This is a genomic window from Mycolicibacterium septicum DSM 44393 (assembly GCF_000455325.1).
Classification (GTDB): domain Bacteria; phylum Actinomycetota; class Actinomycetes; order Mycobacteriales; family Mycobacteriaceae; genus Mycobacterium; species Mycobacterium septicum.
This window is the reverse complement of the sequence record NZ_HG322951.1, coordinates 2,190,789-2,217,575: the sequence shown is the minus strand read 5'-3', so window position 1 is coordinate 2,217,575 and position 26,787 is coordinate 2,190,789. Positions and strand designations below refer to the sequence as shown.

The window sequence follows — 26,787 nt, the reverse complement described above, 5'->3', positions numbered from 1 at the left end:
CGTTCTGGGTTCAACAGGTCAACTGTTGGGTGCCTGCCTGATCACCTCGGGATGCTCTGCGTACCAACGCTCTTCGATCCGGCGCACACGTAGGTGGGCGATCGCGAGCCACAGCCCGCCGGCCAGCAGACCGACAGCCGCCAAGATCGCGAGCACCACTCCTACCCCGGCGTTACCGGTGGCGAAGCCGGCCAGACAAGCGACGAACATCACCACGCCCAGCCCGACCAGGACCAGCGCGGGCATGTTGCGGTTGTCCTTCATCGCCTCGCCGGCGTGCGGCCGAGTCGTCCTGGTGTGATCGACTGGGTCGTCGGGACCTTTCATCATTTCTCCCTCTCACTCGTAACGCGGGTACTGGCCCGCCCTGAGCAGTCCGGTCAGGTGCACCGCATCGCGTGCCGCGGGAACGTGCAACCGTGGGCCTGGATGGTGTACCCGATGCGTCGAGCGCCTCCGCCGGGCGGCGCTTGAGACTGCAGACCAGGGCCAGCGCGGTCAGGGTCGGGGCAGTCATCAATTCACCTCCCGGTTCGCTTCGGATCAGCGCGGGGAGTCTTCCCTGGACAGGGTCGGGCTAAACCTCGGGGCGGACCCGCTGGTGGGCGGTGAGCAGCAACCGGTCCAAGACCGCGCGGGTGGGAAGCGTCTCGGTGTAATCGAGATTCAGGAAGTCTTCTGCCAGCTGTTCGGCCAACAGCCGCAGCTTGGTGTTGGTTTCCTGCGACCGCCATCTCAGCAGCTCGAACGCCGCATCGGCGTTGATCCGGTAGATCAGCATCAACATGCCCTTGGCCTGCTCGATGGCACCACGCGCCTCGGCGATCTCGGCCACCGCCTCGGTGACGGCGTCCTCTCGCGCCTGGGAGACCGACGGTGAGACGTCGACGTAGAAACCGTGCGTCCCGACAACATCGCCGGCGTCGTCGAAGAGCTGATCCCCCACCACGACGACGTGGTGGACATCGCCGGCGGTGTCGATGATCCGGTGCCGGGTGCTGAACGCACCCGAGGTGCGGCGGATCTCGAGCAGCGTCGCGGCCACCTGCCCGTAGTCCTCGGGGTGCTTGTGGGAAAGCACCAGTTCGGTCGTCGGATGCACGGCGCCGGGCTCGTACCCGTGCATCCGCTCCACCTGCGGTGACCACTCCCAGCGCTCGTCAGCGAAGTAGAACCGGAACCAACCGACGCGCTGCGCCTCGCCGCCGGCAAATGCATGCTCGATCGGCGACTCGGCGCTTCCGGTGGCGGGATCACTCGTCACAGCTTGAGATTATCGCGCCAGGCTGACGTCGGCTCACCCGTTTTGTCACAGGCGACCTCTACATTCGTCGCCGTGGGACGGCTCAGGATCAAGCTCTTCATCGCTGCAGGCGCGGCGGCCGCGATCGCGGCTCACCTGGCCGGCGTCGACACAGCATGGAGCCTGGCGATCGGTGTCGCGGTGCCACTGGTTTTGGCGGCCACCCCGCGGTTCCTGCTGGGCGCCGTACGGGGCGCGAGCACGCCCAGCGCCCGCGAGCAACCGGCGACCGAGATGACCGGGCTGGAGTTCGAGGACCACGTGGCCCGCGTGGCCCGAAACTGCGGGTTACCGGTGATCATGACTCCGCTCACCGGGGACTGGGGCGTGGATCTGATCGTCGGGCACCGGCCGAATCGGATTGCCGTGCAGTGCAAACGGCTGTCACGGCCGGTGGGCGCGAGCGCGGTGCAGGAGGTTGTCGCCGGCGCCCCGATGCAGGATTGCAGCAGGACCATGGTGGTCACCAACAACGAATTCACCCCGGCCGCACGCAAACTCGCCGAACTTCACGGTTGCGAGTTGGTGGGCGGAACCGACCTCCCCAGGCTCAAGTCGATCCTGCGCCGTACGGCAGCTTCAGAACCGGCCACCGACCAGCCTTAGCCCGCGAGCGGCGATCTCAGCGCCTCCCGCACGGCGTCGAGGCACTCGTCGATCTCCTTGCGCGTCACGCCCAGCGCCGGCCGGAACCGCACGGAGTCAGCCCCACTCGGCAGCATGATGACGCGACGGCCCCACAATCGCCGCACCAGCTCATCGCGCGCCGCGGCGGTGGGCAGGCTGAACGCGCACATCAGGCCGCGGCCACGTGGGTCGAGCACCGTGTCCGGAAAATCCGTTGCCAGCGCCAACAACTGACCGAGAAGATAGTCCCCCGTTGCCGCGGCGTTGCGGAACAGATCCTCGGACTCGATCACTTCGAGGATGCGCCGTGAGCGCACCATGTCGACGAGGTTGCCGCCCCAGGTGGAGTTGATCCGGGAACTCACGGTGAAGACGTTGTCGGCGACGTCATCGACGTGCCCGCCCGCCATCACCCCGCACACCTGCGTCTTCTTTCCGAAGGCGACCACATCCGGGACGACGCCCAACTGCTGGTAGGCCCAGGCGGTTCCGGTGATCCCGCACCCGGTCTGCACCTCGTCGAAGATCAGCAGCGCGTCGAACTCGTCGCACAGCTCACGCATCGCGGCGAAGAACTGCGGCCGCATGTGCCGGTCACCACCCTCCCCCTGGATCGGCTCGGCGATGAAGCAGGCGATGTCGTGCGGGTTGGCCTCGAACGCGGCCCTGGCCGCACGCAGCGAATCCGCTTCGAGTGCAGCGATATCCGCACCGGGCCGCACGTAGGGAGCGTCGATGCGGGGCCAGTCGAACTTCGGGAAGCGAGCCACCTTGACCGGGTCGGTGTTGGTCAGCGACATGGTGTAGCCGCTGCGGCCGTGGAACGCTCCGCGCAGGTGCAGCACCTTGGTACCCAGCGCGGGGTCGAGCCCTCGGGCCTCGTTGTGCCGGCTCTTCCAGTCGAACGCCACCTTGAGCGCGTTCTCGACCGCCAGGGCTCCGCCGTCGACGAAGAACAGATGCGGCAGGTCCGGGTCGCCGAGCACGCGGCGGAAGGTGTCGACGAACCGGGCCAGCGGCACGCTGTAGATATCGGAATTGCTCGGCTTGTTCACCGCCACCCGGGCGAGTTCGGCGCGGAAATCGTCGTCGTCGGCCAACGCCGGGTGGTTCATCCCGAGTGCAGACGAGGCGAAGAACGTGAACATGTCCAGGAAGCGTTCGCCGGTGCGCGCATCCACCAGATAGGACCCCCGGGAGCGGTCCAGGTCGAGGACGAAGTCGAAGCCGTCGGTCAGGATGCTGCGCGCCAAGACCGCTCGCACCCGGTCAGGCGTTACGTGCGGCGTGGTCGTCAGCACTGCGGTCATGGCGCCATACTAACGGAATCTTTACGGTCTACGCCCCCTATGACCGTAACCGTTACGGAATGTAGTCTCGGCCGCTGTAAAATGTCTGCAAAATGATGGTGCTTCGCGTCCGGACGTTGGCCGCGGTCCTGATCCGCTGGAGCAGGTCCTCCAAACCCCGGGCCGAGGCGACCCGGACCAGCAGGACGTAGCTCTCCTCGCCCGCCACCGAGTGGCACGATTCGATTTCGGGGATGTGCTGCAACCGCGCGGGTGCATCATCGGGTTGGGACGGATCGAGAGGAGTGATGGCGACGAACGCCGACAGCATGTTGCCCAGCGCCTCGGGATTGAGCCGCGCGGCGTATCCGGTCACGACACCCCGCGACTCCAACCGGCGCACCCGCGCCTGCACCGCCGACACCGAGAGCCCGGCCGCCGATGCCAGCTGTGCCAGCGTCGCCCTGCCGTCAGCGGCAAGCGCACGGGCCAGAGTCCGATCGGTCTCGTCCAGCACGTATTCGTCGGCTTCACCCATGGCCCGCACTGTAACTCTTCGGCGACCCCAGAAAGGCACACGATGACCACCACCGAACGGACCGATCTCCCCACCGCAGAGGAACTGCGCCGGCGGGTACGTCAGGCCCTCGATGCCGTCGGTGCGAGGGCGGAACTCGGCGAGCCGGCCGCTCCGGGTAGTGGCCTGCACGCCAGCACACCGATCAGCGGGGACGTCCTGTTCACCCTGCCCGAAGACAGTTTTGAGCAGGTCGATGCCGCGATTTCCGATGCCGCACAAGCCTTCTCGACCTGGCGCACGACTCCGGCACCGGTGCGCGGCGCATTGGTGGCCCGCCTGGGTGAGCTGCTCGTGGAACACAAGTCAGATCTGGCGACCCTGGTGACGGTGGAGGCGGGCAAGATCACCTCCGAGGCGCTGGGCGAGGTGCAGGAGATGATCGACATCTGCCAGTTCGCGGTCGGTCTCTCACGCCAGTTGTACGGCCGCACCATCGCGTCCGAACGTCCTGGTCACCGGTTGATGGAGACGTGGCACCCGCTGGGCGTCGTCGGCGTGATCACCGCGTTCAACTTCCCGGTGGCGGTGTGGGCGTGGAACACCGCGGTCGCGCTGGTCTGCGGCGACACCGTGGTGTGGAAACCCTCGGAGCTGACCCCGCTCACCGCGATCGCCTGCCAGGCGCTGATCGAACGCGCCGCATCCGACGTCGGCGCGCCCGCATCGGTGGCACGGCTCATCCTCGGCGAGCGCGAACTGGGTGAGCGGCTGGTCGACGATCCACGGGTGGCCCTGGTCAGCGCGACCGGCTCGGTGCGGATGGGCCAGCAGGTGGGCCCGCGGGTCGCCGCGCGGTTCGGCAAGGCACTGCTCGAGCTCGGCGGCAACAACGCCGCGATCGTGACGCCCTCGGCCGATCTGGACCTCGCGGTGCGCGCCATCGTGTTCTCCGCCGCGGGGACCGCCGGACAACGCTGCACCACGCTGCGCCGGTTGATCGTGCACTCCTCCATCGCCGACGACTTGCTGTCCCGGATCGTCTCGGCCTATCAGAGCCTGCCCGTCGGTGACCCGAGCACCGACGGGACCCTGGTCGGCCCACTCATCCACACCCGCGCCTACCGGGACATGGTCGGGGCGCTGGAGCAGGCCCGCGCCGACGGCGGCGAGGTCTTCGGCGGTGAGCGTCACGACCTCGGAGACGAGGGTGCGTTCTACGTCGCCCCCGCGGTCGTCCGGATGCCCGCACAGACCGAGGTCGTGCACACCGAGACCTTCGCCCCGATCCTCTATGTGCTGACCTACGACGACATCGACGACGCGATCGCCCTGAACAACGCCGTACCACAGGGACTTTCGTCGGCGATCTTCACCACCGACGTGCGTGAGGCCGAACGGTTCATGGCCGCCGACGGATCCGACTGCGGTATCGCCAACGTCAACATCGGGACCTCCGGCGCCGAGATCGGCGGCGCGTTCGGCGGAGAGAAGCACACCGGTGGAGGGCGCGAATCCGGGTCGGACGCGTGGAAGGCGTACATGCGCCGCGCGACCAACACGGTCAACTACTCCTCGGAGCTACCGCTGGCCCAGGGCGTGCACTTCGGGTAGTGCTCAACCTTCTGATTCGCACTCGACATCGACGTACACCGTGGTGAACTGCAGCGCGGTGACGCCCGCCGCGGGCACCCCGTGCACGCCGGTCACGGTGCACTGCGACAGCGGAACCCCGTTGTCCCCGTTGATCTGGACGGCATAGCCGGCGGCGGTCAACTCCTGCACCACATCCGGGGCTCTGGTGCCGCCGGTCGGTGCCGCCGAGACGGGCGCGGCCGTCCAGATGGCTCCGGCGAGTGCCGCCGTCGTCGTGACTGCACATATCGATCTGTTCATCTGGCGGCCCTCCCGCGTAAGTAGGTTTCACCTATCGATACGCAGTGCGGTTACACCCGGTTCAGGCCGGCCGGGCCGGTGGCCGCGGCGCCAGCACCTCGATGCTCCCATCACGCTCACGGACGTCGAAGCGTGGCAACGGCTTCGGGGCGATCGGTAGTTGATGAGTGAGCACCTGGCCGGCCGGTGAGAACGATGTCACGTGGCACGGGCAACGCAGACTGTCGGCGGAGTCGTCGAACCACAGCTTGCAGCCCTGATGGGTGCACACCCCCGACACCGCCTCCACCTTGCCGCCCGCCACCCGGCGCACGAATCCCGACACCGTCGGGAGTTCAAACGGCAGCACCGAACCCTCCGCCAGGTCAGCGCTTTTCGCGACCGGCAGCCATGCGCCTTCACTGGGCACCAGTTCAGATCCGGCCTGTTCGGAACCCGGCGACGCACCCCGGCCGGTCATCACATGCTCGATCGATACGGCCGCGACGGCCGCGGTCGCCGCCGCCGCGGTGCCGACGATCACCTGTCGCCGCGTCGCCGACAACCCCTGGCGGTTCGGGCCCCGTTCTTCCGGCTGCCTCTGGGAAAGCTGTTGGGCGATACGGTTCTTGAGGTCGTCGACAAACTCGGGCCGTGGCTCGTCCCCGTCGGGCCCGGCTGCCCGCAGTTCGATCGCCGTGCGGATCTGGGCAGCGTCGAAATCGTCGGCGGGGAAGGGTTCCGGCCGACGCCCGGCGAGTAGATCGTCGACGTATTTGCGTACCCCGCGCCTGGTCACCGTGACTCTCCCTCGTTGATCTGAGCTGCCAATCGCAACGCCCGGTGCTGCAGCACCTTCGCGTTGGCGACGCTGACTCCCATGTCGTTCGCCGACTCCCGAACCGAACGGTCCTGCAGGAAACGTAGTTCGAGCACGCGGCGGTACTGGGGTGGCAGCTGCGCCAGGACTGCGGCGACGCGCTGCGGGGCGGTACTGGTCTCGTCGTCCGGACCGGGGTCGGGCGCGGCCACGTCATCGTCGATGACGGTGATCTCGCGTCCCATGGTGGCCCGCCAATGCGCCGCGAGCACGGTACGGGCGGTGGCACGCAGATACGAGCGGACCTCGGCCACGCTCGCCGAGAGCCGCAGCGGCCGAAACGCGGCCAGGAACACCTCGGAGGTGAGGTCCTCGGCGTCGGAGCGGCTGCCCAGCCGCGCATAGAGCAGCCGGTACACCCACGTCACGTTGTCGTCGTATATGGCTTCCCAGCTGGGGTAACACGCCTCCGGCACGATCCGCAGCTCGGGGCGGTCACGTCGGGCCGGCATCGGGCATCCCCGCGATCTCCGGCGGCGACATCTGCACCATCACCGGCCACCCACCTTTCGTCGGGCGGAGCCCTGCACAGGGCACCACACCTAGATAGGGCAGCCGGTTACACGCGAACGCCGTTCGCACCCCACCAGCATCCACCCCGTGTAACCCGGTGCGCTATCTCGTGGTGACCGTTTTGCACCGCTTCGAGAGCCAACGGAGGTCCCGATGGTCCGACGATTCCCGACATCTGCCGCCATCGCCGCCCTGGTGGTGACCGCATCCGCGTGCTCGAACGCGCCGTCCGCCGCACCGCCGACGCACGGAATGGCCCCGATGAGCCCGGCGGCGCCGGCGAGCACACCGGCCGCTCCTGTCGGAGGCACTGCGGTGAGCATCGACAACTTCGCCTTCGCGCCCGCCATGCTGACGGTGCACCGCGGCGACACGGTGACGTGGACCAATCACGATGAGGAACCCCATACCGTCGCCGCCGAGGACGGTTCCTTCCGCTCCCCCGGTATGGACACCAACGCAACTTTCAGCTTCACCTTCGCCAACCCGGGCAGCTACGACTACGTCTGCTCGATCCACCCCGTCATGCACGGCACCGTGGTGGTGACCCCATGACCGACCCCCACACCATGACGCGCCGCCAGCTCATCCGGCACGGCGCCTGGTTCGGCGCAGCGGTCGGTCTCGCCGTGGTCGGCGGCGAGGTCATCTCACACGTCACCACCTCACGCACCGCCGACGGTGCCGGGCCGACGGTGCGTTTCGCTCAGATCAGCGACAGCCACATCGGATTCGCCGGCACCGCCAACCCCGATGTGGTCGGGTCATTCAGCCGTGCCATCGAGCAGATCAACTCGTTGGACTACACACCGGATTTCGTGATCCATACCGGCGACCTCACCCACCTGTCGACCCCCGCCCAGTTCGATCAGGTCAAGCAGATGATGCAGGGAATCGACACACCGCATGTGTTCACCGTTCCGGGCGAACACGACTCTGTCGACGATGCGGGCCAGAAGTACCGGTCGGTGTTCGGCGCGGGCTCCCGCGGCGGCGGTTGGTACAGCTTCGACATCGCCGGGGTGCATGTCATCGGGCTGGTCAACACGCTGAACCTGAAGAAACTCGGACACCTCGGTGTCGATCAGCTCGAATTCATCGAGAAGGACGTCGCCTCGTTGTCCGCGGACACCCCGATCGTGGTGTTCAGCCACATTCCGTTGTTCGCGATGTACCCGGATTGGGGCTGGGGTACCGACGACGCCGCTAAGGCGCTGAGCCACCTGCGCCGGTTCGCCTCGGTCACCTGCCTCAATGGTCATGTCCACCAGCTGTTCTCGAGGACCGAGGGCAATGTGACGTTCTACAGCGGTACCACCACGGCCTATCCTCTGCCGCATCCCGGCGAGGGAGCAACACCGAAACCGCTGACCCTTCCGGCCGGCCGGCTGCGCGACGTCCTGGGGATCCGGGAAGTCAGCTACACCAGGGGCACCACGGCACTGGCCCTCAAGGAGGATCGGCTGCTATGACGCGGCGACGCAGGACCGACTGGTGCGGCTGATCGACACGAACCTGCCGCGGCTCAGCACAATTCGATCCTGCGGTGCGCCGGCCACCGCCTCCTCCAAGCTCGACGACCGGATGGCCAGCAGATCCGCGGACAGCCCGGCAGCCACCCCTGCCACCGGCAGACCCATGATGTCGCGTGCGGTCTCGCTGACGGCGCGGTAGGCCTCGTCGACCGAGAGATGCCCGGCAGTCACCAGCAGCATCGCGGTCTCCAGCGCGTCGCTGCGGCCCAGCGGGTTGTACGGGTCGCGCACATTGTCCGCGCCGCCGGCGACGCGGACACCGGCGTCCAACAACGCGCGGACGGCGGTGAGCCCGCGCGGTGTGGCCACAGGATCGGCCCAGCCCTGCAGGTACAGATTGGTGATCGGGAGGCTGACGATCCCCACATCGCTGTCCTTCACCGCGCGGATCACCCGATCGAGCACGTCGGCTTGCACCATCCCAAGACTGACGCAGTGCCCGGCCGTCACCGGCATCGACTTCGGCCAGTCCCGCACCGAATGGGCGAGTTCCTCCAGCGTCAGCATCATCGGGTTGAGCTGTTCGTCGGTATGCATGTCGACACCGACGTTGCGGGATCGCGCAATCGCCAACAACCGCTGCAGGTTTCCGCTCGGATCCGGGGTCTGGTGCGGATGACCGCCGACCAGATCGGCGCCAAGGTCCAGGGCCGCGTGCACGGCCGCGTCCTCGGCGAAGTACGGCGCCATGGCGACGATCTGGATGTCCATGACCGAGGCGAGGTCCGCTCGGACGTCGACCAGCGCACGGATGCCGCGCAGCGGATCGTCTCCGCGCAGCAGGTTGACGTGCGAGCGCACCGCGGTGGTGCCGTTGCCGAGCAACAGCAGCGCAGCCCTGCGGGCACGCTCGGCAATCCCCTCGACGGTCAGGGTCGGGGTGTGGTTTTCCCACGCGGCGATCGCCGCACCCAGATCTCCCATGGGAGGCCGGATCTCGTCGAAGGACAGGGCCTTGTCCAGATGGGCGTGCGGCTCCGCCGGAGCGGTCAGCAGCAGATGTCCGGTGAGGTCGAGTTCATCTCCGACCGCCGGCCGTCCCGCTGCGGGGACCACCTCGCGCACTCTTCCCCGTTCGAGGTGCACGTCGACGACGCGGCCGTCCGGCAACGTGGCGTTGTGCAGTAGCGGGACGGCGCGCCCGTGGGCTACCGGGGATGCTTGTTCCATGACACTCCTAGCAGAAGTCACTCTTGCGAATCGCGCAGTGCACACCCTTGACGATGTCGACTACCTGGGTGACCGAAAAGTCGCCGGCCGCACTGAGATAGAGGTAGGCCTCACTGGGCATCATCCCGGTGTGCGACGAGAGGAAGTCGACCGAAAGCTGAGCACACTGACGCATCGCCTCGTCGAGGCTTTCGTCCATTCCGAGAATGATCCAGTGATCGTCGGTGTCGACGAACGGCATCGGTGCGCGGGCCGGGGTCAGCGTGGTCACAACCGTAAGGCGTGCCGTGATCCGCAACGACCCTTCGAGTGCGGTCAGGGCGATCTCACCGTTGCCCTGCGCGAAGTGCGGATCCCCGAGGTAGAAACCCGCGCCGGGCACCTGGACCGGTAGGTACAGGGAGCTGCCGACCACGATGTCCCGCACATCCATGTTGCCCCCGAACGGACCCGGCGGGATGGTGCTACGTGCCTCCGGGCCCGCAGGGGTCACCCCGCACAGCCCCATGAACGGTCGGACCCCGATTGTGGCTCGGCCACTGCCGAATTCGAACACGGCACGAGTTCCGTTTCCGTCGAGCCGGCAGAACTTGCTGAACACCGCGGGGATGCTGCCGTCGGCTTCTCGCGGCAGCCGATCCGGCAGTGCACCGCGTTGATGCCGGCTGGAGACGACGCCGTAGGGGACGCGCGGTCGCAGATCCAGGAAATCGACACGTAGCCAGTCGCCCGGTCGGGCACCGCGAACGTGAACCGGCCCGAGCACGATATGCGGCGCCTTCGGCGGTACCGGCTTGCGCAGGTCGGACGCGGCCAGATCGATGGCGTCGGCGAGCACGTCGGTGCGCTCGACACCGTGGCGGCCGAAGTAGGCGACCGGGTCACGGCCCTGGTCCTCCATCAGCCCTTCCTGCGACACCGTGTCGAAGGTGACGGTCCGGCCGCTGTCCACGGTCAGCACCGGTGCCGTCTCGGAAGTGGGAAGCGTTCCCCAACTGATGGTTTCGCTGTTGCACCACAGATAGTGCTGGGCGGTTCCTGGGTCGATGCCGGCCTGCAGGATCGGCATCACCGCGATCCGGCGGGCTCGCCGAGGTGCTGTCGCCACCCACCGGGCGCGGTGATCTCACGCGCCAGGTCATCGTCGGCCGGCAACGATCGGCACACCATGCTCAGTGCACCGCGGCCGTCTTCGAGTTGAATCACCGAGAGCTCAAGCTCGGCGGGCTCGCGCGGCAACAGATTCTCGCGCAGTTCGGCATACGTCATCTCGTAGATTTCCCCGGGCACCGACCAGCCGCCGTCGCGCACCGGCGCCAGCCCGGGAAACACGTCGCCGAAGGAGAAGAACCGGTATGCCGGCGCGGTGCGCACCGGACCGACGAACCGGGCCGAGGCCAGGGCATCGTTGAGCGGCCCACCGGTCATGGCCTGGCCGTTGACGAACATCAGGACAGTCTCGTGTGACATGAAAACTCCATCAGGGAAGGTAGGTTCAGCTCAACGTGGTGTTGCCGTGGCCGCGTAGCGCGTGCACGCGCATGGCGGTGGCGGCCCGATCAAGGTCGCCACTGGCGAGGTCGTCGAGCAGGGTGCGGTGCTGGGAGATCGGCTCGTGGCCTGACTGCTGGACGTAATCGTCGGTCGGATACAGGAATGCCTGACGCTCCAGAAACGACGATGTGATCGGGCAGAAGGCGGCCCGGTTGATGGCCATGTGGAACTCCAGATGCGCCATCGCATACTGCGGGCTGACAACGCCGTACTCACGCAGCGCGGCCGCAAGCGGTTCCAGCCTGGCGTACAGCGAATCCCAGTCCACTTCAGCGCATTTGGCGGTGATCAGCTTGGCGGCGACCTGATCGAACGCCACCCGCAGTTCATGCAGTTCGGCGCGGGCGGCGGCGTCGACCTCAACCACGACGAGCTGACCGCGCCTGATCCGCTCGACGAGCCCCTCACTCGTCAAGCGCTGCAGCGCCTCACGTATCGGCGTGCGGCTGACCCCGAGATCCTCGGCGATCTCCTCCTCGGTCAGCCGGATCCCACCCGCGTATTCACCGGTGGTGATCTGCTGACGGAGGTAGCGGTACACCCGCTCACGCACGCTCAGCGGTTCGCCGGTCGTGGAATCGGCGAGGGCACTGTCCAAGGGGCTCATCTCATCCTCGCTCTCGACAATGCGGCGCGGCAGGCGTTCGTCGCGCGCTGCATGAAGGTGCCCGACATCACGTTCATACCCGCTTGCAGCGCCGATGTCTGCAAAGCGCTCACCCGGTTGTTCAGGTCGAAGAACTGGTTGCCGGGCGAGGTCAGCCGGCCGAGGTCGAAGGCGAACGGCGCGTCCTCCGAGGCGTCGGTCTCCCCCCAGGTCGTGGTGTTGACGAGCAGCGATGGCGACTCGTCTCCCAGCAGTTCGGCGAGCGCAGCCGGGCTGCTGTACTCGGCGCCGAATCGCCGCGCCCAGGTGGAGAGTGCCCCGGCGTTGCGTGCCGAACCGATCAACCGGGTCTGCGGCCATGCCCGCCTGCAGGCCAGCGCCACCGAGTTCGACGAGCCGCCCGAGCCCAGCACCAGAACCGACTCCGGAGTCCTGCCGCCCATCAGGGTTTCCATGGCTGCCTGGGACGCCCAGCTGTTGGTGTTGACTCCGACCGCGCCTCCGGCCCCGCGGACGATGGTGTCGACCACGCCGGTCTGGGCGGCCGACGGGGTCAAAGTCGGTATCGCAGGCGCGACCGCTTGTTTCCACGGGCTGAGCACCAGCGCCAGGGACCAGCGCGAATCGCCCAACAGTTCGACGGGACTGTCGAAATGAACGATGCCGGCCAGGTCGACCTTCTCGGCGAGCAGTGCGTCGTGCAGCAGCCTGCCCTTCAGCGCATGCGCGGCCGTGGTGCCGATTCCCGCGATCACGGCCGGATCCGGCCCCGCCGATCCGGATGACAATCCGGATGAAACGCTTCGCACCTCGTCGATGCACCGCACCACGGCGGCACGGATCGTCGCCGCGCCGTCGGCCTCCAGGAGCGTCGTCCGGGTCATCGCATGCCCTCCCGTACCGGCTTCACCTGTCGGCCGGCGGGCGCACCGACCACCTCGCCCTTCTCGTAGACCAATTGGCCGCGCAGATAAGTGGCGACCACACTGCCGGTCAGTTCCCACCCGTGATAGGGCGTGACGTTGTGTTTGGAGTGCAGGCTGGCCTGATCCAGGACCACCTCGGCGCCGGGATCGACGAGCACGAGGTCGGCGTCGAAACCCGGTGCGATCCGGCCCTTGTCGGCCATCGACCAGCGCCGTGCCGGGGTGTAGGAACACAATCGCACGATGTCCTCGACCGTCAGCCTGCCCTGGGCGGCGGCCGTCAGCATCAGTGGGAGCATCGTCTCGACGCCGATGAATCCGCCGTAGGCCTTCCACACGTCGGTCTCGGCCTGTTCGGTGACGGTGTGCGGAGCGTGGTCGGTCGCGACCACGTCGACGTCGCCCCGGTCGATGCCCGCCCACAGCGCGGCGACGTCGGCCGCCGGGCGGATCGGCGGGTTGAGCTTGATCAGGTTTCCGTAGGTGTCGTAGGCACTTTCGTCGAGGAACAGGTGTGAGACCAGGGCTTCGATGCTGACCCGGTGCCCCTGCGCCCGCATGTCCATCACGCGTTGCAGGCCCGCGGCGGTGGACAGGTGGTGGATGTGCAGCTTGGTCTTGGCCTCGGTGGCCATGGTGATGATCCGGGTGATCGCCTCGACCTCCACGAACGCCGGCCTGCCCTCCAGATGGGCACGGGGATCCCGCCGGCCCTCGGCTTGCAGCCGGTCCCCGAACATCCGCAGCAGGTGGTCGTTCTCGGCGTGGACACCGACAACCAGATCCGCAGCGGCGGCTGCTTCCAGACCACGGAATATCGCGGCGTCGTTGGGGCAGCGGTTGTCGCCCGTCGTCTGTCCCATGAAGAGCTTGAATCCCATGGCGCCCAACTCGGCCATACCCGCGATCTCGTCTGCGTTGTCGTGATCGAGCATTCCGTAGAGCCCGAAGTCCACGTATGCCTTGTTCCGCACCAGATCGAGCTTCTGCTGATAACGCTCCGCTGTGGCGACCGGCGGTTTCGTGTTGGGCATGTCCACGACGGTGGTCACCCCGCCAGCGGCCGCGGCCGACGTGCCGCTCGCGAAGTCTTCCTTCTCGGTCATGCCCGGTTCGCGGAGGTGCACGTGCACGTCGACCAGGCCGGGAAGCACCAGCAGCCCCGCCGCGTCGACGGTCGGAACCCCTTCCATCGCAAGGTCATCGCCGACGGCGATGACGCGTCCGTCGGCCACGGCGACGTCCTGGCGGCGGCGCCCATCGTGGGACACCACGGTGCCCCCGGTTACGACGAGGTCCGGGGTCAGTGGAGCGGTCATGTCACGACCTTTCTGTTCGGGCGGTCGATGCGTCGAGTGCGAGCTAGGTCAGAGCCAGGTCCGGGTTCTGTTCGTAGACTTCGCGAATGGGGCCGAGCTCGAACAGGTCGTCGACGGACAGGTTCAGCCCTCCCGCGGCGATGGCCTCGACGTTCGCGGCGGCGGTCTCGTCGGAGATCGCCACAATCTGCTGCGAAGGCTTGCCATTGCGGATCAGTTCGTTGCCCGCCAGGCAGCAGTCGTAGGTGGCCTCGGGGTTCAGATGCAGGTCCTTGCCGTACTCGTTGACCGTGAGGTCCGTTGCCATCTTTGGGTTGTCGAGGACATCGCGCCACCCGCGAATCTCGGCGTGCAGGAACGCCTTGAGTTTGTCCCGGTTCTTGTCGATGTTCTCCTGCGTGGTGATGTAGGTCTGCCCTACGAGCGGGAAACCGACGTCGGCCAGCAGCATGGTGTTGATGTCGAACCCCTTGTGCCGGAGGTCGACAACCTGGCTGTTGATGAAACCGAGGTAGCCGTCGATCTGGCCGGCGGTCATACCGATGGGATCTCCCTGGACGGGAACCGTGTTGATCCGGGAGGAGTCCAGCTTCAGAGCCGCCATGAAGTTGCGCCAGACAGGCTCGCTCGACGACGCACATCCGATTGTCTTGCCGTACAAATCCTCCGGACTCTTGATCGGCTTGTCCGCCATGGACATGATGCAGCCCGCATAGCGGCTGTAGACCGCACCGACGATCTTCAGCGGCGCTCCCTTGGCGACCGCCGATCCGACGATCGGCACCTGCGACACCCCGGCGAAGGTGCGCGACAGCACGTCCGATTCGATCGGTGGGGCCGTCGGTCCGCCGGAGACCAGGTCGGCGCCGCTGAAGCCGGCGTCGGTGTAGTAGCCCTTCTTGTCGGCGATGAAGCTGCCGGCGAACTGGGTGTTCTTGATCCAGGACAGCCGTTGGGAGGCCACACCGAATCCGTCTGCAGCTCCGCTTGATTCGCCCGAGACACAGGCGGCCAGCGCCGCCGGTGCGGCCAGCGCCAGGCCGCCGAATGCGAGGCCTCTGGTGAGGAACTGGCGTCGACCGAGATGATTGTTCATCAGATACGTCCGTTCAGGGTGAGTGGTGGCGTGCTCAGCGAGGAGCACTCATGCGGGCGGTGACAGCGGCCTCGACGACGCTGACGATCTGGTAGACGACGACACAGGCGACCGTGAGTACGACGACCGATGCCCACAGCCGCGCGAACTCGAATTCGTTGGCATCGCGGAGCATCTGACCGCCCAGCCCCTCGCCGGTGGCCAGCCATTCGGCCAGCAGCGCACCGACTACGGAGGTGGTCACCGCGACGCGCGCGGCTGCGAACCAGGTGGGAATCGCGTGGGGCAGGGCAACCTTGCGGAACGCCGACCAGTTGGAGCCGCCGTAGGCGACGATCATCTCGACGTCGGTCCGCGGTGTGCTGCGTATCCCGTGCAGCATGGTGAGCAACGCGGGTACCACGACGATGGCCGCTCCGATGACAGCGGTTCCGAGCGCACCGCGGTCGAAGATCAGCACGAGAATCGGAGCGATGGTCACCATCGGGATCGCATGCAGCGCCGTGACGGCCGGCAGGAACATGCTCTCGACGGTCCTGGAGAAGTAGAACAGCAGCGAAACACCCGCCGCCAGAACGAGCCCGAGGACGAATCCGTACGAGGCGTCGACAGCGGTCCTGGCAAGATTCGTCGCGATACCTGCCCGGTGGGCCGCAGCGTCAGCGTCAGCGAACAGGTAGTTCCAGACGTCGACCGGCGACTTGGCCACATAGGAGCTCACGTCGGCCAGACCGATGAACACCGTCCACACCGCGAGGATCGCGAGCACCGCGCCGCCCGAGGTCACCAGCGTACGTGCGGCGCTGCGGGCCATCGGCCTCTGCAGAGTCGTCATGCTCTTCCTCCTGCCATCCCGGCGGCCCACGGCGTGAGGACCTTCTCGACGGTGTTGACGAAAACGAACGCGAGGCCCGCGATGAGACTCGACACCAGGGTGATGCCCCAGGTCCGGACCACATCACTGGAGGATTGCGCGACCACGAGCGCAGCCCCGAGGCCACGCTCCTGCCCCATGAACTCACCGATGATCGCCCCCAGGATCGCCGCCGGGACAGCGACTTTCAACGCGGTCAGGATGCTCGGCAACGCGGAGAGCAACTCGACCTTGCGCAGCACCAGATACCTGCCGCCGCCGTAGGCGCGCACCAGATCCTTGCTGAGCGGATCCGCATGGCGCAGCCCGTTGATCGTTCCCACCAGCGTGGTGAAGAACACGGAGACGGCCGCCATGATGGCCGAGGTGACCATGCCGTCGAAACAGGCCGCCAGGATGGGAGCGATCGCGATCAGCGGGATGCACGCCGACGCGATCCCGGCCTGCAGCACCAACTTCTCCAGCGCGGGCACGGTGGTCACGAGGGCAGCGCAGCCGATCGCGGCGAGGTTGCCCCAGAAGTACCCCACGGACGCCGACGCCAGCGTGACAGGTATGTGGATGCCGTAGAAGGCAGCGCCGTCGGACATCACCCCTGCCAGGATCTTGGTCGGTGCCACGATGGCGGGTCCGAGAATGCCGGTCATGCCGACGAGTTGCCATACGGACAGCACGATGAGCGAGCCGGCCAGACCGGCAAAACGGTTGTGGTTCATCGGCCCACCGGCACACGTACCTCGGCTTCGTCAGAACGCGAGCCGAACAGGATCGAGGACAGCAGGTCGACGTACTCGTGAAACTCGCTGGTGCGCATCATCTCCGGCAGCCGGGGCCTGGGCAGGTCGATCTGAACCGACTTCACCACCCGGCCGGGCCGGGCGCTCATCACCACGACGGTGTCGGACAGGAACACCGCTTCGGCAATGCCGTGGGTGACCATCAGGGTGGTCGCGGGTCGTTCGGTCCAGATCCGAAGCAGTTCGACGTTGAGCGTCTGGCGGGTCATGTCGTCGAGGGCGCCGAACGGCTCGTCGAGCAGCAGCACCCGAGGTTTGACGACGAGGGCCCGCGCGATGGAGACCCGCTGACGCATACCGCCGGACAGTTGGGCGGGCCGGGCCGCCTCGAAGCCGGTCAGTCCGACCAGATCGATGAGTTCCTGGACGAACTCGTCGGACACGGACTGCTTGGACACCTCGAGCGGCAACCGGATGTTGGACCGGACGGATCGCCACGGCAACAGGGCCGAGTCCTGGAACGCGATGCCCAGATGGTGATGCCTGCGCATGTCCTGCGGGGTTTCGCCGTGGACCAGGGCGGTGCCCGCGTTCTGCACCTCAAGGCCGGCCAGGATCCGCAACACGGTGCTCTTACCGCATCCGGACGGCCCCAGGAGCGTGACGAACTCACCCTGGTCGGACTGGATGTCGACGCCGTCGAGTGCGGTGACGACAGATCGGCCCACCTTGAACTGCTTCGTCAGTCCCCCTATGTGAATCCCGGGTGCCGTCGGCGCGATCATGTGTTCTCCTCTGATGGGAAGCCGTTCATGTTCGGATCCAAGCTTGGATCCATAACCTAGGGACGTTTTGTTTCCGCTCGATGAACTCCGGACACGGCCGGGTTACAAGTGCGCTCGCCCCCGATTTTCGGTAGGCAAGGGGCCATGGACATCGAACAGACGGTTGCGGTCATCACCGGCGCCGGATCAGGTATCGGCCGGGCGCTGGCTGAATCCTTCGCGGCAGAAGGCGCCCGCGTGGTGGCTGCCGACATCGACGCGGAGTCGGCCGAACAGACCGCCGCTCAGATCCGGTCCGGCGGCGGGCAGGCGCTGGGAGTCCGGGCCGACGCCGGTGTCACCGCCGACATCGAGGCGCTGACCGCCACCGAGTTCGGCCCCGTCGACATCTACGTCGCCAACGCCGGAATCATCGGCGCACCGGGCCTCGGCACCGACGAGGACTGGGATTCGATCCTGGACGTCAACCTGCGCTCCCACGTCCGGGCGGCGCAAGTGCTTGTCCCGCAGTGGTTGTCGCGTGGCGGCGGCTACTTCGTTTCGGTCGCCTCGGCGGCCGGCCTGTTGTCCCAGATCGGCGCGGCCGGATATGCCGTCACCAAACACGCGGCGGTCGGATTCGCCGAATGGCTGGCCATCACGTACGGCGACGACGGCGTCGGGGTCAGCTGCGTGTGCCCGTTGGGGGTGAACACCCCGCTGCTCGACGCGGTGCGTTCTTCGGCGGATCCGGATTCGGCGGCCGGTGCGGCGTCGATCGTGCAGTCCGGCGAGGTGATCAGTGCGCAGGACGTCGCGGCGGCCACCGTCGCGGCCGTGCGGTCCGGCAGCTTTCTCGTGCTACCGCACCCCCAGGTGCTCGACATGTACCGCCACAAGGGCTCCGATTACGACCGCTGGATCGCCGGGATGCGCCGCTACCAACGGTCACTGCGCGCCGGCCGCTGAACGCCCGGCCGAGGGCAGCGTTTGCGGCGGGACGTACACGCCGAGCGAGATGCGGTTCCACCAGACGTGATCGCGGCGCAGTTCGGTCCAGGTGCTGAACTCGTAGCGGTATAGCCGGGCCCGGACGTAACGTGGCGGTTCGTCGGGGAATGGGTTGCACCGCAGCAGCTTCAGCGTGTCCCGGTCATTCTCCAGAAGCCGGGTCATCAGCATGCGCAGCCAGCCGTGGGCATAGGCCGGCGAGATGGCCGCGAACCACATGAGCCAGTCCAGCCGCAGATGGTAGGGCGCGAACTGGCGCGGCCACCGATGGACATCGCCTGGCTTGCCCTTGAATTCGTACTCTTTCCAGACGGTGTGATCACTCAACAGCGGGTCCGAGGTGCCCTCCAACACCACCTCATCGCGGGTACGGCCGACGGTGCCGAACGCCCCGTAGGAATTCACCAGGTGATAGTGGTTGTAGGAGGCGTTCATCCGCTGCCGTTTGGAGACGAGGTTGCGCGCGGGCCAGTAGCTCAGGCAGGCCACCGCCGCGGTGAACCCGAGCACGACGACGACGAACCACACCGGGGCCTGGCTGTATTCGTGCTCGGGTAACGGAAGCAGCACCGCGGCAGTGGAGTCCGAGAGCGCGCTGAACGCCAGGACGATGGTGATCCAGTTGAGCCAGGCGAAGTTCCCCGAAGCGACCAACCACAGTTGGGTGACGATCACGATGATTGCCGCCCCGCTTGCGACCGGCTGCGGGGCGAACAGGGCGAACGGCACGATGAGTTGGGCGAAGTGGTTGCCGGCCACCTCGATTCGGTGCAGTGGCTTGGGCAGGTGGTGGAAGAACCAGCTCAGCGGCCCGGGCATGGGCTGCGTCTCGTGGTGGTAGTACAGGCAGGTCAGGTTGCGCCAGCACGGGTCACCGCGCAGCTTGATCAGTCCCGCACCGAACTCGACGCGGAACAACAGCCAGCGGGCCAGCCACAGCACCAGCAGCGGGGGCCCGACGTCGTCGTTGCCCAGGAACATCACCAGGAACCCGGCTTCGAGCAGAAGGGATTCCCAGCCGAACGAGTACCACGTCTGGCCGACGTTGACGATCGACAGGTACAGCATCCACACCAACAACCAGGTCAGCATCGCGGCCCACAGCGGCACCAGGTCCCCGAAGCCCGCCAACAGGGCCGCGGAGATCACCGCCCCGGCGATACACACCGCGGCGAAAAAGCGGTCCGAGTAGTGGAACTGGAACAGGCTCGGGGCGCGCCGGAACGAGTTGACATCCAGGAACCGGGGTATCGGGAGCAGCCCCCGTTCACCGAGGAGCCCGCGGAACTGCCGGGCCGCCACGATGAACGCGATCAGGTAGATTGCGGCGGTCCCCCGCTGCAACACCTGTCTGGCCAACCAATATTCGTCTGCGATGAACCATTCCATGCGCGGACCTGCCGACGTTGCGGGTCTGTCCACGATGACGGTACCCCGATTCGGGGTGTTTCACGCCTCGTACGGCGAGCTAGCGCCGTCGCAGGCCCAGTCGGAAGTTGGACGGCATCATGGTGAGGCGCTCCTGTATCTGCAGCGTGTAGTCCGGATCGGCGGTCAGGTCATAGCGCCGGATCAGCACCGCCAGCATCAGGATTGCCTCGTGTAGGGCGAATTGCCTTCCGATACACGATCTTTCGCCGGTACCGAACGGCTTGTACAGGCCGGCGGGGCGGGCCCGCATCTGTTCTGGGGCGAACCGGTCCGGATCGAATGCCTCCGGGTCGGAGCCCCAGCGAGGGTCGCGGTGCGACGTCGACGTCAGCGCCAAGGCCCAGTCACCCTTACGCATCGGGTGGATTCCGGCGAGCACCGTGTCCTGGCGGGCAGCGCGGTAGTACGCAGGCACCGTCGGCTGCAACCGCAACGATTCGTCGAGAACCCGCCGGACATACCGCAGTTTTGCGATCTTCTCGAACTCGGGCCGCTGATCCTCGCCCCACACCTCGTCCACCTCGGCACGGGCGCGCGCGAACACCTCTGGATGTTGCGACAGGAAGTACAGCGCGAATGACAAGGCACCAGATGTGGTTTCGTGGCCGGCGATCAGAAAATTGATCAGCTGGTAGCGGATGTTCGCGGCATCGAGATCGGACTCCAGCATGATCTGCAGCAGGTCGTCGTGACCGCCCGATGGTTGCGCGCGGCGGCGGGCGACGATGTCGTCGGCCAGCTCGTGCAGATACCTCGCGTCGCCACGGGCCCGGCGCTCGTATCGCCGGTAGACGAAGGCGGGGAGGAAGGTCTCGCGGAGCACCCCGAGACGGTCGGATGCCAGGAGCGCGGACACCATGTGGGCGACGAAGGGGTGCAACGCGTCGTCCCGGAAGCACCCGAACGAATACCCGGCCGCGCACCGCCCGATCGTCTCCAGCGTCACCCTGGTGGTGTCACCCGAGACATCGACGGTGTCGCCCGCATCGGCGCGCCGATCCCAACGGTCGGTGAGCTCACCGGCGACGTCGAACATCACCCCGTGATAGCGGCGCATCGCGGCCTGGCTGAAGGCCGGCATCAACAGCTGGTGGGCCTTGAGCCAGTTGGGTTCGTCGTTGTACGCGGTGAACAACCCGTCGCCGCCGACGATCCGCAGTGCTTCGATGTCGGGTCCGACATGCTTGCAGAACCGGGTCTCGTCGTTGAGGTCGGCCACCGCGTCGGCACCGGTGGCGACGACGTAGCGGGCACCCAGGAACCGGAATTCGCAGATCGGCCCGAGTTCGGCCATGCCCATCGCGTTCTGCATCGACGAGTCGGGCTTCAATCCGAGCACGTCACCGAGCAACGGGACCCGTCGCGGCGGGTGGGGCAGTTTCGGATACTTCACATTCTCGGGTTGTGAGGTCCGTGCGTCCGCGACGGTCATGACACCAGGATTCCGGCCTTGTTGTACATGTGTCAAGTAAGGGGTGACGGTCCGTCACCCGCCGAGCCTCGCCGCGATGAACAGCCGTGAAGTTAAGCTGCTCACGTGGGTGCCGAGTCGAGACGCCGGCTTTCCCCCGCCGACAGACGCAACGAGCTGCTGGCGCTGGGAGCCGAGGTGTTCGGCCAACGACCGTACGACGAGGTCCGCATCGACGAGATCGCCGAACGCGCCGGGGTGTCGCGAGCCCTGATGTACCACTACTTCCCCGACAAGCGGGCCTTCTTCGCCGCCGTGGTCCAGGCCGAGGGCGAGCGCTTGTTCGAGGCCACCAGCACACCTCCCGAGCCTGGCCAGAGCCTGTTCGGCCAGCTGCGCGCCGGCGTGCTGGCCTACCTGCGCTACGACGAGGAGCATCCGCACGGGGCGTGGGCGGCGTACATGGGCCTGGGCCGCACCGACCCGGTGCTGCGCGGCGTCGACGACGTCGACAACGATCGGCAGGCGGACCGGATCATGGGCCGGATCGCCGACGCGGTATCCGAACCGCTGGACGCCAAGGTCGAACGTGATCTCCGGGCCACCGTCTACGGCTGGCTGGCCCTGACCTTCGAGATGTGCCGGCAAAGGCTCAAGGATCCGTCGATCGATGCGGGCTTTGTGGCCGACAGCTGTGCGCACGCCCTGCTAGACGCCGTCGGCCGGGTGCCCGGGCTACCGGCCGAACTGGTCTGCGCCGCCGCTCGCGAACACCGCTGACGCCTACTTGTCGGTGCTGCGCGGCAGTATGGGCTAGGTGGCCACCAAGCCGGTCGATCCGCTGGCCCGGTTCAGTGCACTGACCCGGGAGTGGTTCACGGCTGCCTTCCCAGCGCCGACGGCCGCGCAGGCGCAGGCCTGGGCCGCCATCGCCGAGGGGCACAACACCCTGGTCATCGCGCCGACCGGCTCGGGCAAGACCCTCGCGGCGTTCCTGTGGGCCATCGACGAGCTGGCCGGGGCGGGTGCGGAACCGCGTTCGGGCACGACGGTGCTCTACGTGTCGCCGCTCAAGGCATTGGCCGTCGACGTCGAGCGCAACCTGCGCACCCCGCTGACCGGGATCACCCGGGTCGCCGAGCGGCACGGGGTGGCCGCCCCGTCGATCAGCGTCGGGGTCCGGTCCGGGGACACCACGCCCAGTCAGCGCCGCGCGATGCTGAGCAAGCCGCCCGACATCCTGATCACCACCCCGGAGTCACTGTTCCTGATGCTGACCTCGGCGGCCCGCGAGACGCTCGCGTCGGTGCGGACCGTGATCGTCGACGAGGTTCACGCCGTGGCCGCCACCAAACGCGGTGCACACCTGGCACTCTCGCTCGAACGGCTGGATCAGCTTCTCGACAGGCCCGCCCAGCGGATCGGGCTGTCCGCGACGGTGCGTCCGCCCGAGGAGGTGGCCCGGTTCCTGTCCGGGCAGGCCCCCACCACCATCGTGGCCCCGCCTGCCGCCAAGACCTTCGACCTGTCGGTGCAGGTTCCGGTTCCGGACATGGCCAACCTCGACAACAACAGCATCTGGCCCGACGTCGAAGAACGCATCGTGGATCTGATCGAGGCGCACCAGTCCTCGATCGTGTTCGCCAACTCGCGCCGGCTGGCGGAGCGGCTGACCTCACGTCTCAACGAGATTCACGCCGAGCGGTCCGGCATCGAGTTGCCGTCCACGCACAATCCCCAGGTCGGCGGCGGTGCCCCCGCCCAGCTCATGGCGAGTGGTCAGGCCAACGGCGCGCTGCCGCTACTGGCGCGGGCCCACCACGGTTCGGTCAGCAAGGAACAGCGGGCCCAGGTTGAGGACGACCTCAAGAGCGGGCGGCTCCGCGCCGTGGTCGCCACCTCCAGCTTGGAGCTGGGCATCGACATGGGTGCCGTCGATCTGGTGATCCAGGTCGAGTCGCCGCCGTCGGTGGCCAGCGGACTGCAGCGCATCGGGCGTGCCGGGCATCAGGTCGGCGAGATCTCCCAGGGTGTGCTGTTCCCCAAGCACCGCACCGATCTGATCGGCTGCGCGGTGACGGTGCAACGCATGCGCTCCGGTGACATCGAGACCATGCACGTCCCGGCCAATCCGCTCGACGTGCTGGCCCAGCACACGGTGGCGGTGGCCGCCCTCGAACCGGTGGACGCCGATGCCTGGTTCGACGCGGTACGGCGCAGCGCGCCGTTCGCCACCTTGCCGCGCAGCGCCTTCGAGGCGACCCTCGACCTGCTGTCCGGGAAGTATCCGTCCACCGAGTTCGCCGAGCTGCGTCCCCGGCTGGTGTACGACCGCGACCACGGGACCCTGACCGCCCGCCCGGGCGCCCAGCGCCTTGCCGTCACCTCCGGCGGGGCCATCCCCGACCGCGGCCTGTTCACCGTCTACCTGGCCACCGATTCCGAAAAACCGTCCCGGGTAGGCGAACTCGACGAGGAGATGGTGTACGAGTCGCGCCCGGGCGACGTCATCTCCCTGGGTGCCACCAGTTGGCGGATCACCGAGATCACCCATGACCGGGTGCTGGTCATCCCGGCGCCGGGCCAGCCCGCCCGGTTGCCGTTCTGGCGCGGCGACAGTGTGGGCCGGCCCGCCGAGCTGGGTGAGGCGGTCGGGGCGTTCACCGGAGAACTGGCCGCACTCGGCCGCGCCGAGTTCGATGACCGCTGCCAGACAATGGGTTTCGCCGGCTTCGCCACCGACAACCTGTATCAGCTGTTGCACGATCAGCGGGAAGCCACGGGTGTGGTCCCCAGCGACAGCACCTTTGTGGTCGAGCGCTTCCGCGACGAGCTCGGTGACTGGCGGGTGATCCTGCATTCCCCGTACGGGCTGCGGGTCCACGGGCCGCTGGCCCTCGCGGTGGGCCGACGGCTGCGGGAGCGCTACGGCATCGACGAGAAGCCGACCGCCTCCGATGACGGCATCATCGTGCGGCTACCCGACAGCGGCGAAAACCCTCCGGGCGCAGACCTGTTCGTGTTCGACGCCGACGAGGTCGAGCCCATCGTCACCGCGGAGGTGGGCGGCTCCGCGTTGTTCGCCTCCCGGTTCCGTGAATGCGCCGCGCGTGCCCTGCTGCTGCCACGCAGGCACCCGGGCAAGCGGTCCCCGTTGTGGCATCAACGGCAGCGCGCCGCGCAACTGCTCGACATCGCCCGCAAGTACCCGGACTTCCCGATCGTGCTGGAAACGGTCCGGGAATGCCTGCAGGACGTCTACGACGTGCCCGCCCTGACCGACCTGATGCGGCGGGTGGCTCAGCGCCGGCTGCGGGTGGTCGAGGTCGAAACCGCCACCCCGTCACCGTTCGCGGCCTCGCTTCTGTTCGGCTATGTGGGCGCGTTCATGTACGAGGGCGACAGCCCGCTCGCCGAGCGACGGGCCGCGGCACTGGCGCTGGACACCGTGCTGCTGTCCGAATTGCTGGGCCGCATCGAACTGCGCGAGCTCTTGGATCCGGCGGTGGTGGCGTCAACCGCGGCACAGCTGCAACACCTCACCGAGGAGCGGGCCGCCCGGGACGCCGAGGCGGTGGCCGATCTGCTGCGGATGCTGGGCCCACTCACCGAGTCCGAAATCGCCGCACGCGCCACCACCGACACGATCGGCGGCTGGCTCGACGGGCTGCACGCCGCCAAGCGTGCGCTGCCGGTGACCTATGCCGGCCAGACCTGGTGGGCGGCGGTGGAAGACATCGGCTTGCTGCGCGACGGGGTCGGCGCACCGGTACCCGTCGGGGTGCCCGCGGCATTCACCGAATCCGTCGACGACCCGCTCGGAGATTTGATCGGCCGCTATGCCCGCACCCATGGGCCCTTCACCACCGCGGAGGTGGCCGCCCGGTTCGGGCTGGGTCTGCGGGTGACCGCAGATGTGTTGGGCCGCATGGCTGTCGACGGCCGGCTGGTTCGCGGTGAGTTCGTCGACGATCTCCCCGGCGATCAGTGGTGCGACGCCGAGGTTCTCAGGATCCTGCGCCGCCGTTCCCTGGCCGCGCTGCGCGCCCAGGTCGAACCGGTCAGCACTGCGGCCTACGGTCGCTTCCTGCCGGCCTGGCAACACGTCGGATCCACCCACAGCGCGGGAATCGACGGCCTGGCCGCGGTGATCGAGCAGTTGGCCGGTGTCCCCATTCCCGCGTCGGCGGTGGAGTCGCTCGTCTTCGGTCAACGGGTGCGCGATTACCAACCGGCCATGCTCGACGAGCTGCTGGCCTCGGGTGAGGTCATGTGGTCGGGCGCCGGGCAGATCGGCAGCAGCGACGGCTGGGTGACGTTCCATCTGGCCGAGACCGCGCCGCTGACGCTGCCCGTTCCCGCCGAGATCGAATTCACCGATACCCACCGGGCGATCATGGAGACACTGGGGCACGGCGGGGCGTACTTCTTCCGCCAGCTCACCGACGACACCGCCGAGTCCGAACTGAAAACCGCTCTGTGGGAGCTGATCTGGGCGGGATGGGTCACCGGGGACACGTTCGCCCCTGTGCGGGCGATGCTGTCCGGTCCGCGGCGATCGGGGAGCCCGGCGCACCGGCAGCGCCAACGGCCGCCCCGGCTCAGCCGCTACAGTGTGGCGCGTCCGCATGCCCGGGCGGCCGATCCAATGGTGTCCGGCCGATGGTCGGCATTGCCTGGCGCAGAACCGGATTCGACGGTGCGAGCCCACTTCCAGGCGGAGCTGCTGCTCAATCGGCACGGGGTGCTGACGAAGGGGGCGGCAGCAGCCGAGGGGGTGCCCGGCGGGTTCGCCACCCTGTACAAGGTGCTGAGCGCATTCGAGGACGCCGGCCGCTGCCAGCGGGGCTACTTCGTGGAATCGCTGGGCGGGGCACAGTTCGCGGCAGCCTCGACGGTCGACCGGTTGCGGTCCTACCTCGACGGGGTTGACCCTCAGCGCCCCGAGTACCACGCCGTCGTTCTCGCCGCGACCGATCCGGCCAACCCCTACGGGGCGGCCCTGGCCTGGCCCGATCGCGGCGGCGACGACACCCACCGACCCGGCCGGAAGGCCGGAGCCCTGGTCGCGCTGGTCGACGGGCAGTTGGTGTGGTTCCTGGAGCGCGGCGGCCGGACCCTGCTCAGCTTCACCTCGGACGCCGACACCCAGCGGGCCGCCGCGGGCGCTCTGGCCGAACTCGTGAGCACCGGGCGCATGCCGTCGCTCTTGGTCGAGCGGATCAACGGGGTCGCGGTGCTCGATCCCGGCGTCGACGCCGACCGTGCCGCCGTGCAGGATGCGCTGACCGGGGCGGGATTCTCCCGTACCCCGCGCGGCCTGCGGCTTCGGTAGCCGTAGGGAACAG

26 protein-coding genes are annotated in these 26,787 nt (G+C 67.6%); 7 read left to right on the top strand and 19 right to left on the bottom strand.

What is annotated here, in order from left to right; all coding sequences use genetic code 11:
* Positions 1–18: 18 nt before the first annotated feature.
* Both usfY and TX88_RS10460 read right to left on the bottom strand, forming a co-directional pair.
* A complete protein-coding gene (gene usfY / locus TX88_RS10465; RefSeq protein ID WP_044519280.1) occupies positions 19–327 on the bottom strand; it encodes a protein UsfY in 309 nt (102 codons plus the stop codon).
* Between the two features lie 250 nt (positions 328–577).
* A complete protein-coding gene (locus TX88_RS10460; protein ID WP_044516586.1) occupies positions 578–1,264 on the bottom strand; it encodes a PAS and ANTAR domain-containing protein in 687 nt (228 codons plus the stop codon).
* A 72-nt stretch (positions 1,265–1,336) separates the two neighbouring features.
* Between TX88_RS10460 and TX88_RS10455 the strand changes: the two genes are divergently transcribed.
* Positions 1,337–1,909, top strand: a complete 573-nt coding sequence (locus tag TX88_RS10455) for a restriction endonuclease (RefSeq protein ID WP_044516584.1) — start codon at positions 1,337–1,339, stop codon at positions 1,907–1,909.
* On the opposite strand, the gene lat is transcribed toward TX88_RS10455, so the two are convergent.
* Both lat and TX88_RS10445 read right to left on the bottom strand, forming a co-directional pair.
* The gene (gene lat / locus TX88_RS10450) at positions 1,906–3,240 is read right to left on the bottom strand and encodes an L-lysine 6-transaminase (protein ID WP_044516582.1); all 1,335 of its coding nucleotides are present in this window, start codon (positions 3,238–3,240) and stop codon (positions 1,906–1,908) included. The two genes, TX88_RS10455 and lat, sit on opposite strands and share 4 nt — an antisense overlap.
* Before the next feature lie 52 nt (positions 3,241–3,292).
* Entirely contained in the window at positions 3,293–3,757 is a 465-nt protein-coding gene (locus TX88_RS10445) for an Lrp/AsnC family transcriptional regulator (protein ID WP_044516581.1), read from the bottom strand.
* 42 nt (positions 3,758–3,799) lie between these two features.
* Between TX88_RS10445 and amaB the strand changes: the two genes are divergently transcribed.
* Positions 3,800–5,350: an L-piperidine-6-carboxylate dehydrogenase gene (amaB, locus tag TX88_RS10440; protein ID WP_044516579.1), complete on the top strand. Its 1,551-nt coding sequence runs from the start codon at positions 3,800–3,802 to the stop codon at positions 5,348–5,350.
* 3 nt (positions 5,351–5,353) lie between these two features.
* Here amaB and TX88_RS10435 read toward each other — a convergent pair whose 3' ends face one another.
* The 3 genes from TX88_RS10435 to TX88_RS10425 form a co-directional block, all read right to left on the bottom strand.
* Positions 5,354–5,632 (bottom strand): hypothetical protein, encoded by a 279-nt coding sequence (locus TX88_RS10435; RefSeq protein ID WP_044516576.1) that lies wholly within the window; start codon positions 5,630–5,632, stop codon positions 5,354–5,356.
* Between the two features lie 61 nt (positions 5,633–5,693).
* A complete protein-coding gene (locus TX88_RS10430) occupies positions 5,694–6,410 on the bottom strand; it encodes a Rieske (2Fe-2S) protein (protein WP_044516574.1) in 717 nt (238 codons plus the stop codon).
* Entirely contained in the window at positions 6,407–6,943 is a 537-nt protein-coding gene (locus TX88_RS10425; RefSeq protein ID WP_044516572.1) for an RNA polymerase sigma factor, read from the bottom strand. Before TX88_RS10425 ends, TX88_RS10430 begins: the two co-directional genes overlap by 4 nt.
* 214 nt (positions 6,944–7,157) lie before the next feature.
* Here TX88_RS10425 and TX88_RS10420 point away from each other — a divergent pair, with 214 nt between their 5' ends.
* Together TX88_RS10420 and TX88_RS10415 are read left to right on the top strand one after the other, a co-directional pair.
* On the top strand, positions 7,158–7,559 hold the full coding sequence (locus tag TX88_RS10420) for a cupredoxin domain-containing protein (RefSeq protein WP_044516571.1): 402 nt from the start codon (positions 7,158–7,160) through the stop codon (positions 7,557–7,559).
* Positions 7,556–8,476 (top strand): metallophosphoesterase family protein, encoded by a 921-nt coding sequence (locus tag TX88_RS10415; protein WP_044516569.1) that lies wholly within the window; start codon positions 7,556–7,558, stop codon positions 8,474–8,476. Before TX88_RS10420 ends, TX88_RS10415 begins: the two co-directional genes overlap by 4 nt.
* Here the strand turns inward: TX88_RS10415 and TX88_RS10410 are convergent.
* Genes TX88_RS10410 through TX88_RS10365 form a run of 10 tightly spaced genes read right to left on the bottom strand, consistent with a single transcriptional unit; the run spans position 8,471 to position 17,607 of the window.
* Positions 8,471–9,709 carry an amidohydrolase family protein gene (locus TX88_RS10410; RefSeq protein WP_044516567.1) on the bottom strand — a complete coding sequence of 413 codons (1,239 nt, stop codon included), beginning with the start codon at positions 9,707–9,709 and terminating at the stop codon, positions 8,471–8,473. The two genes, TX88_RS10415 and TX88_RS10410, sit on opposite strands and share 6 nt — an antisense overlap.
* Before the next feature lie 7 nt (positions 9,710–9,716).
* A complete protein-coding gene (locus tag TX88_RS10405; protein WP_044516566.1) occupies positions 9,717–10,778 on the bottom strand; it encodes an acetamidase/formamidase family protein in 1,062 nt (353 codons plus the stop codon).
* On the bottom strand, positions 10,778–11,179 hold the full coding sequence (locus tag TX88_RS10400; RefSeq protein ID WP_044516564.1) for an allophanate hydrolase-related protein: 402 nt from the start codon (positions 11,177–11,179) through the stop codon (positions 10,778–10,780). Before TX88_RS10400 ends, TX88_RS10405 begins: the two co-directional genes overlap by 1 nt.
* 25 nt (positions 11,180–11,204) lie before the next feature.
* Positions 11,205–11,870, bottom strand: coding sequence for a GntR family transcriptional regulator (locus TX88_RS10395; RefSeq protein ID WP_044516563.1), 666 nt, complete (start codon positions 11,868–11,870; stop codon positions 11,205–11,207).
* The gene (locus TX88_RS32770) at positions 11,867–12,754 is read right to left on the bottom strand and encodes a hypothetical protein (RefSeq protein WP_049924890.1); all 888 of its coding nucleotides are present in this window, start codon (positions 12,752–12,754) and stop codon (positions 11,867–11,869) included. Before TX88_RS32770 ends, TX88_RS10395 begins: the two co-directional genes overlap by 4 nt.
* A complete protein-coding gene (allB, locus tag TX88_RS10385) occupies positions 12,751–14,115 on the bottom strand; it encodes an allantoinase AllB (RefSeq protein ID WP_044516561.1) in 1,365 nt (454 codons plus the stop codon). Before allB ends, TX88_RS32770 begins: the two co-directional genes overlap by 4 nt.
* A gap of 43 nt (positions 14,116–14,158) precedes the next feature.
* Positions 14,159–15,211: an ABC transporter substrate-binding protein gene (locus tag TX88_RS10380; RefSeq protein WP_044519278.1), complete on the bottom strand. Its 1,053-nt coding sequence runs from the start codon at positions 15,209–15,211 to the stop codon at positions 14,159–14,161.
* A 34-nt stretch (positions 15,212–15,245) separates the two neighbouring features.
* Entirely contained in the window at positions 15,246–16,046 is an 801-nt protein-coding gene (locus TX88_RS10375) for an ABC transporter permease (RefSeq protein WP_084621856.1), read from the bottom strand.
* Positions 16,043–16,801 (bottom strand): ABC transporter permease, encoded by a 759-nt coding sequence (locus TX88_RS10370; protein WP_044516558.1) that lies wholly within the window; start codon positions 16,799–16,801, stop codon positions 16,043–16,045. Before TX88_RS10370 ends, TX88_RS10375 begins: the two co-directional genes overlap by 4 nt.
* A complete protein-coding gene (locus tag TX88_RS10365; RefSeq protein ID WP_044516557.1) occupies positions 16,798–17,607 on the bottom strand; it encodes an ABC transporter ATP-binding protein in 810 nt (269 codons plus the stop codon). Before TX88_RS10365 ends, TX88_RS10370 begins: the two co-directional genes overlap by 4 nt.
* A 144-nt stretch (positions 17,608–17,751) precedes the next feature.
* Between TX88_RS10365 and TX88_RS10360 the strand changes: the two genes are divergently transcribed.
* Positions 17,752–18,555, top strand: a complete 804-nt coding sequence (locus TX88_RS10360) for an SDR family NAD(P)-dependent oxidoreductase (RefSeq protein ID WP_044516555.1) — start codon at positions 17,752–17,754, stop codon at positions 18,553–18,555.
* On the opposite strand, the gene TX88_RS10355 is transcribed toward TX88_RS10360, so the two are convergent.
* Both TX88_RS10355 and TX88_RS10350 read right to left on the bottom strand, forming a co-directional pair.
* Positions 18,535–19,986: a lipase maturation factor family protein gene (locus TX88_RS10355; RefSeq protein ID WP_044516554.1), complete on the bottom strand. Its 1,452-nt coding sequence runs from the start codon at positions 19,984–19,986 to the stop codon at positions 18,535–18,537. The two genes, TX88_RS10360 and TX88_RS10355, sit on opposite strands and share 21 nt — an antisense overlap.
* A gap of 79 nt (positions 19,987–20,065) precedes the next feature.
* Positions 20,066–21,460 carry a cytochrome P450 gene (locus tag TX88_RS10350; protein ID WP_044516552.1) on the bottom strand — a complete coding sequence of 465 codons (1,395 nt, stop codon included), beginning with the start codon at positions 21,458–21,460 and terminating at the stop codon, positions 20,066–20,068.
* A gap of 105 nt (positions 21,461–21,565) precedes the next feature.
* On the opposite strand from TX88_RS10350, the gene TX88_RS10345 reads away from it, so the two are divergent.
* Both TX88_RS10345 and TX88_RS10340 read left to right on the top strand, forming a co-directional pair.
* A complete protein-coding gene (locus TX88_RS10345; protein WP_044516551.1) occupies positions 21,566–22,219 on the top strand; it encodes a TetR/AcrR family transcriptional regulator in 654 nt (217 codons plus the stop codon).
* A 37-nt stretch (positions 22,220–22,256) separates the two neighbouring features.
* Entirely contained in the window at positions 22,257–26,774 is a 4,518-nt protein-coding gene (locus tag TX88_RS10340; protein ID WP_044516549.1) for an ATP-dependent helicase, read from the top strand.
* Positions 26,775–26,787: the final 13 nt, after the last annotated feature.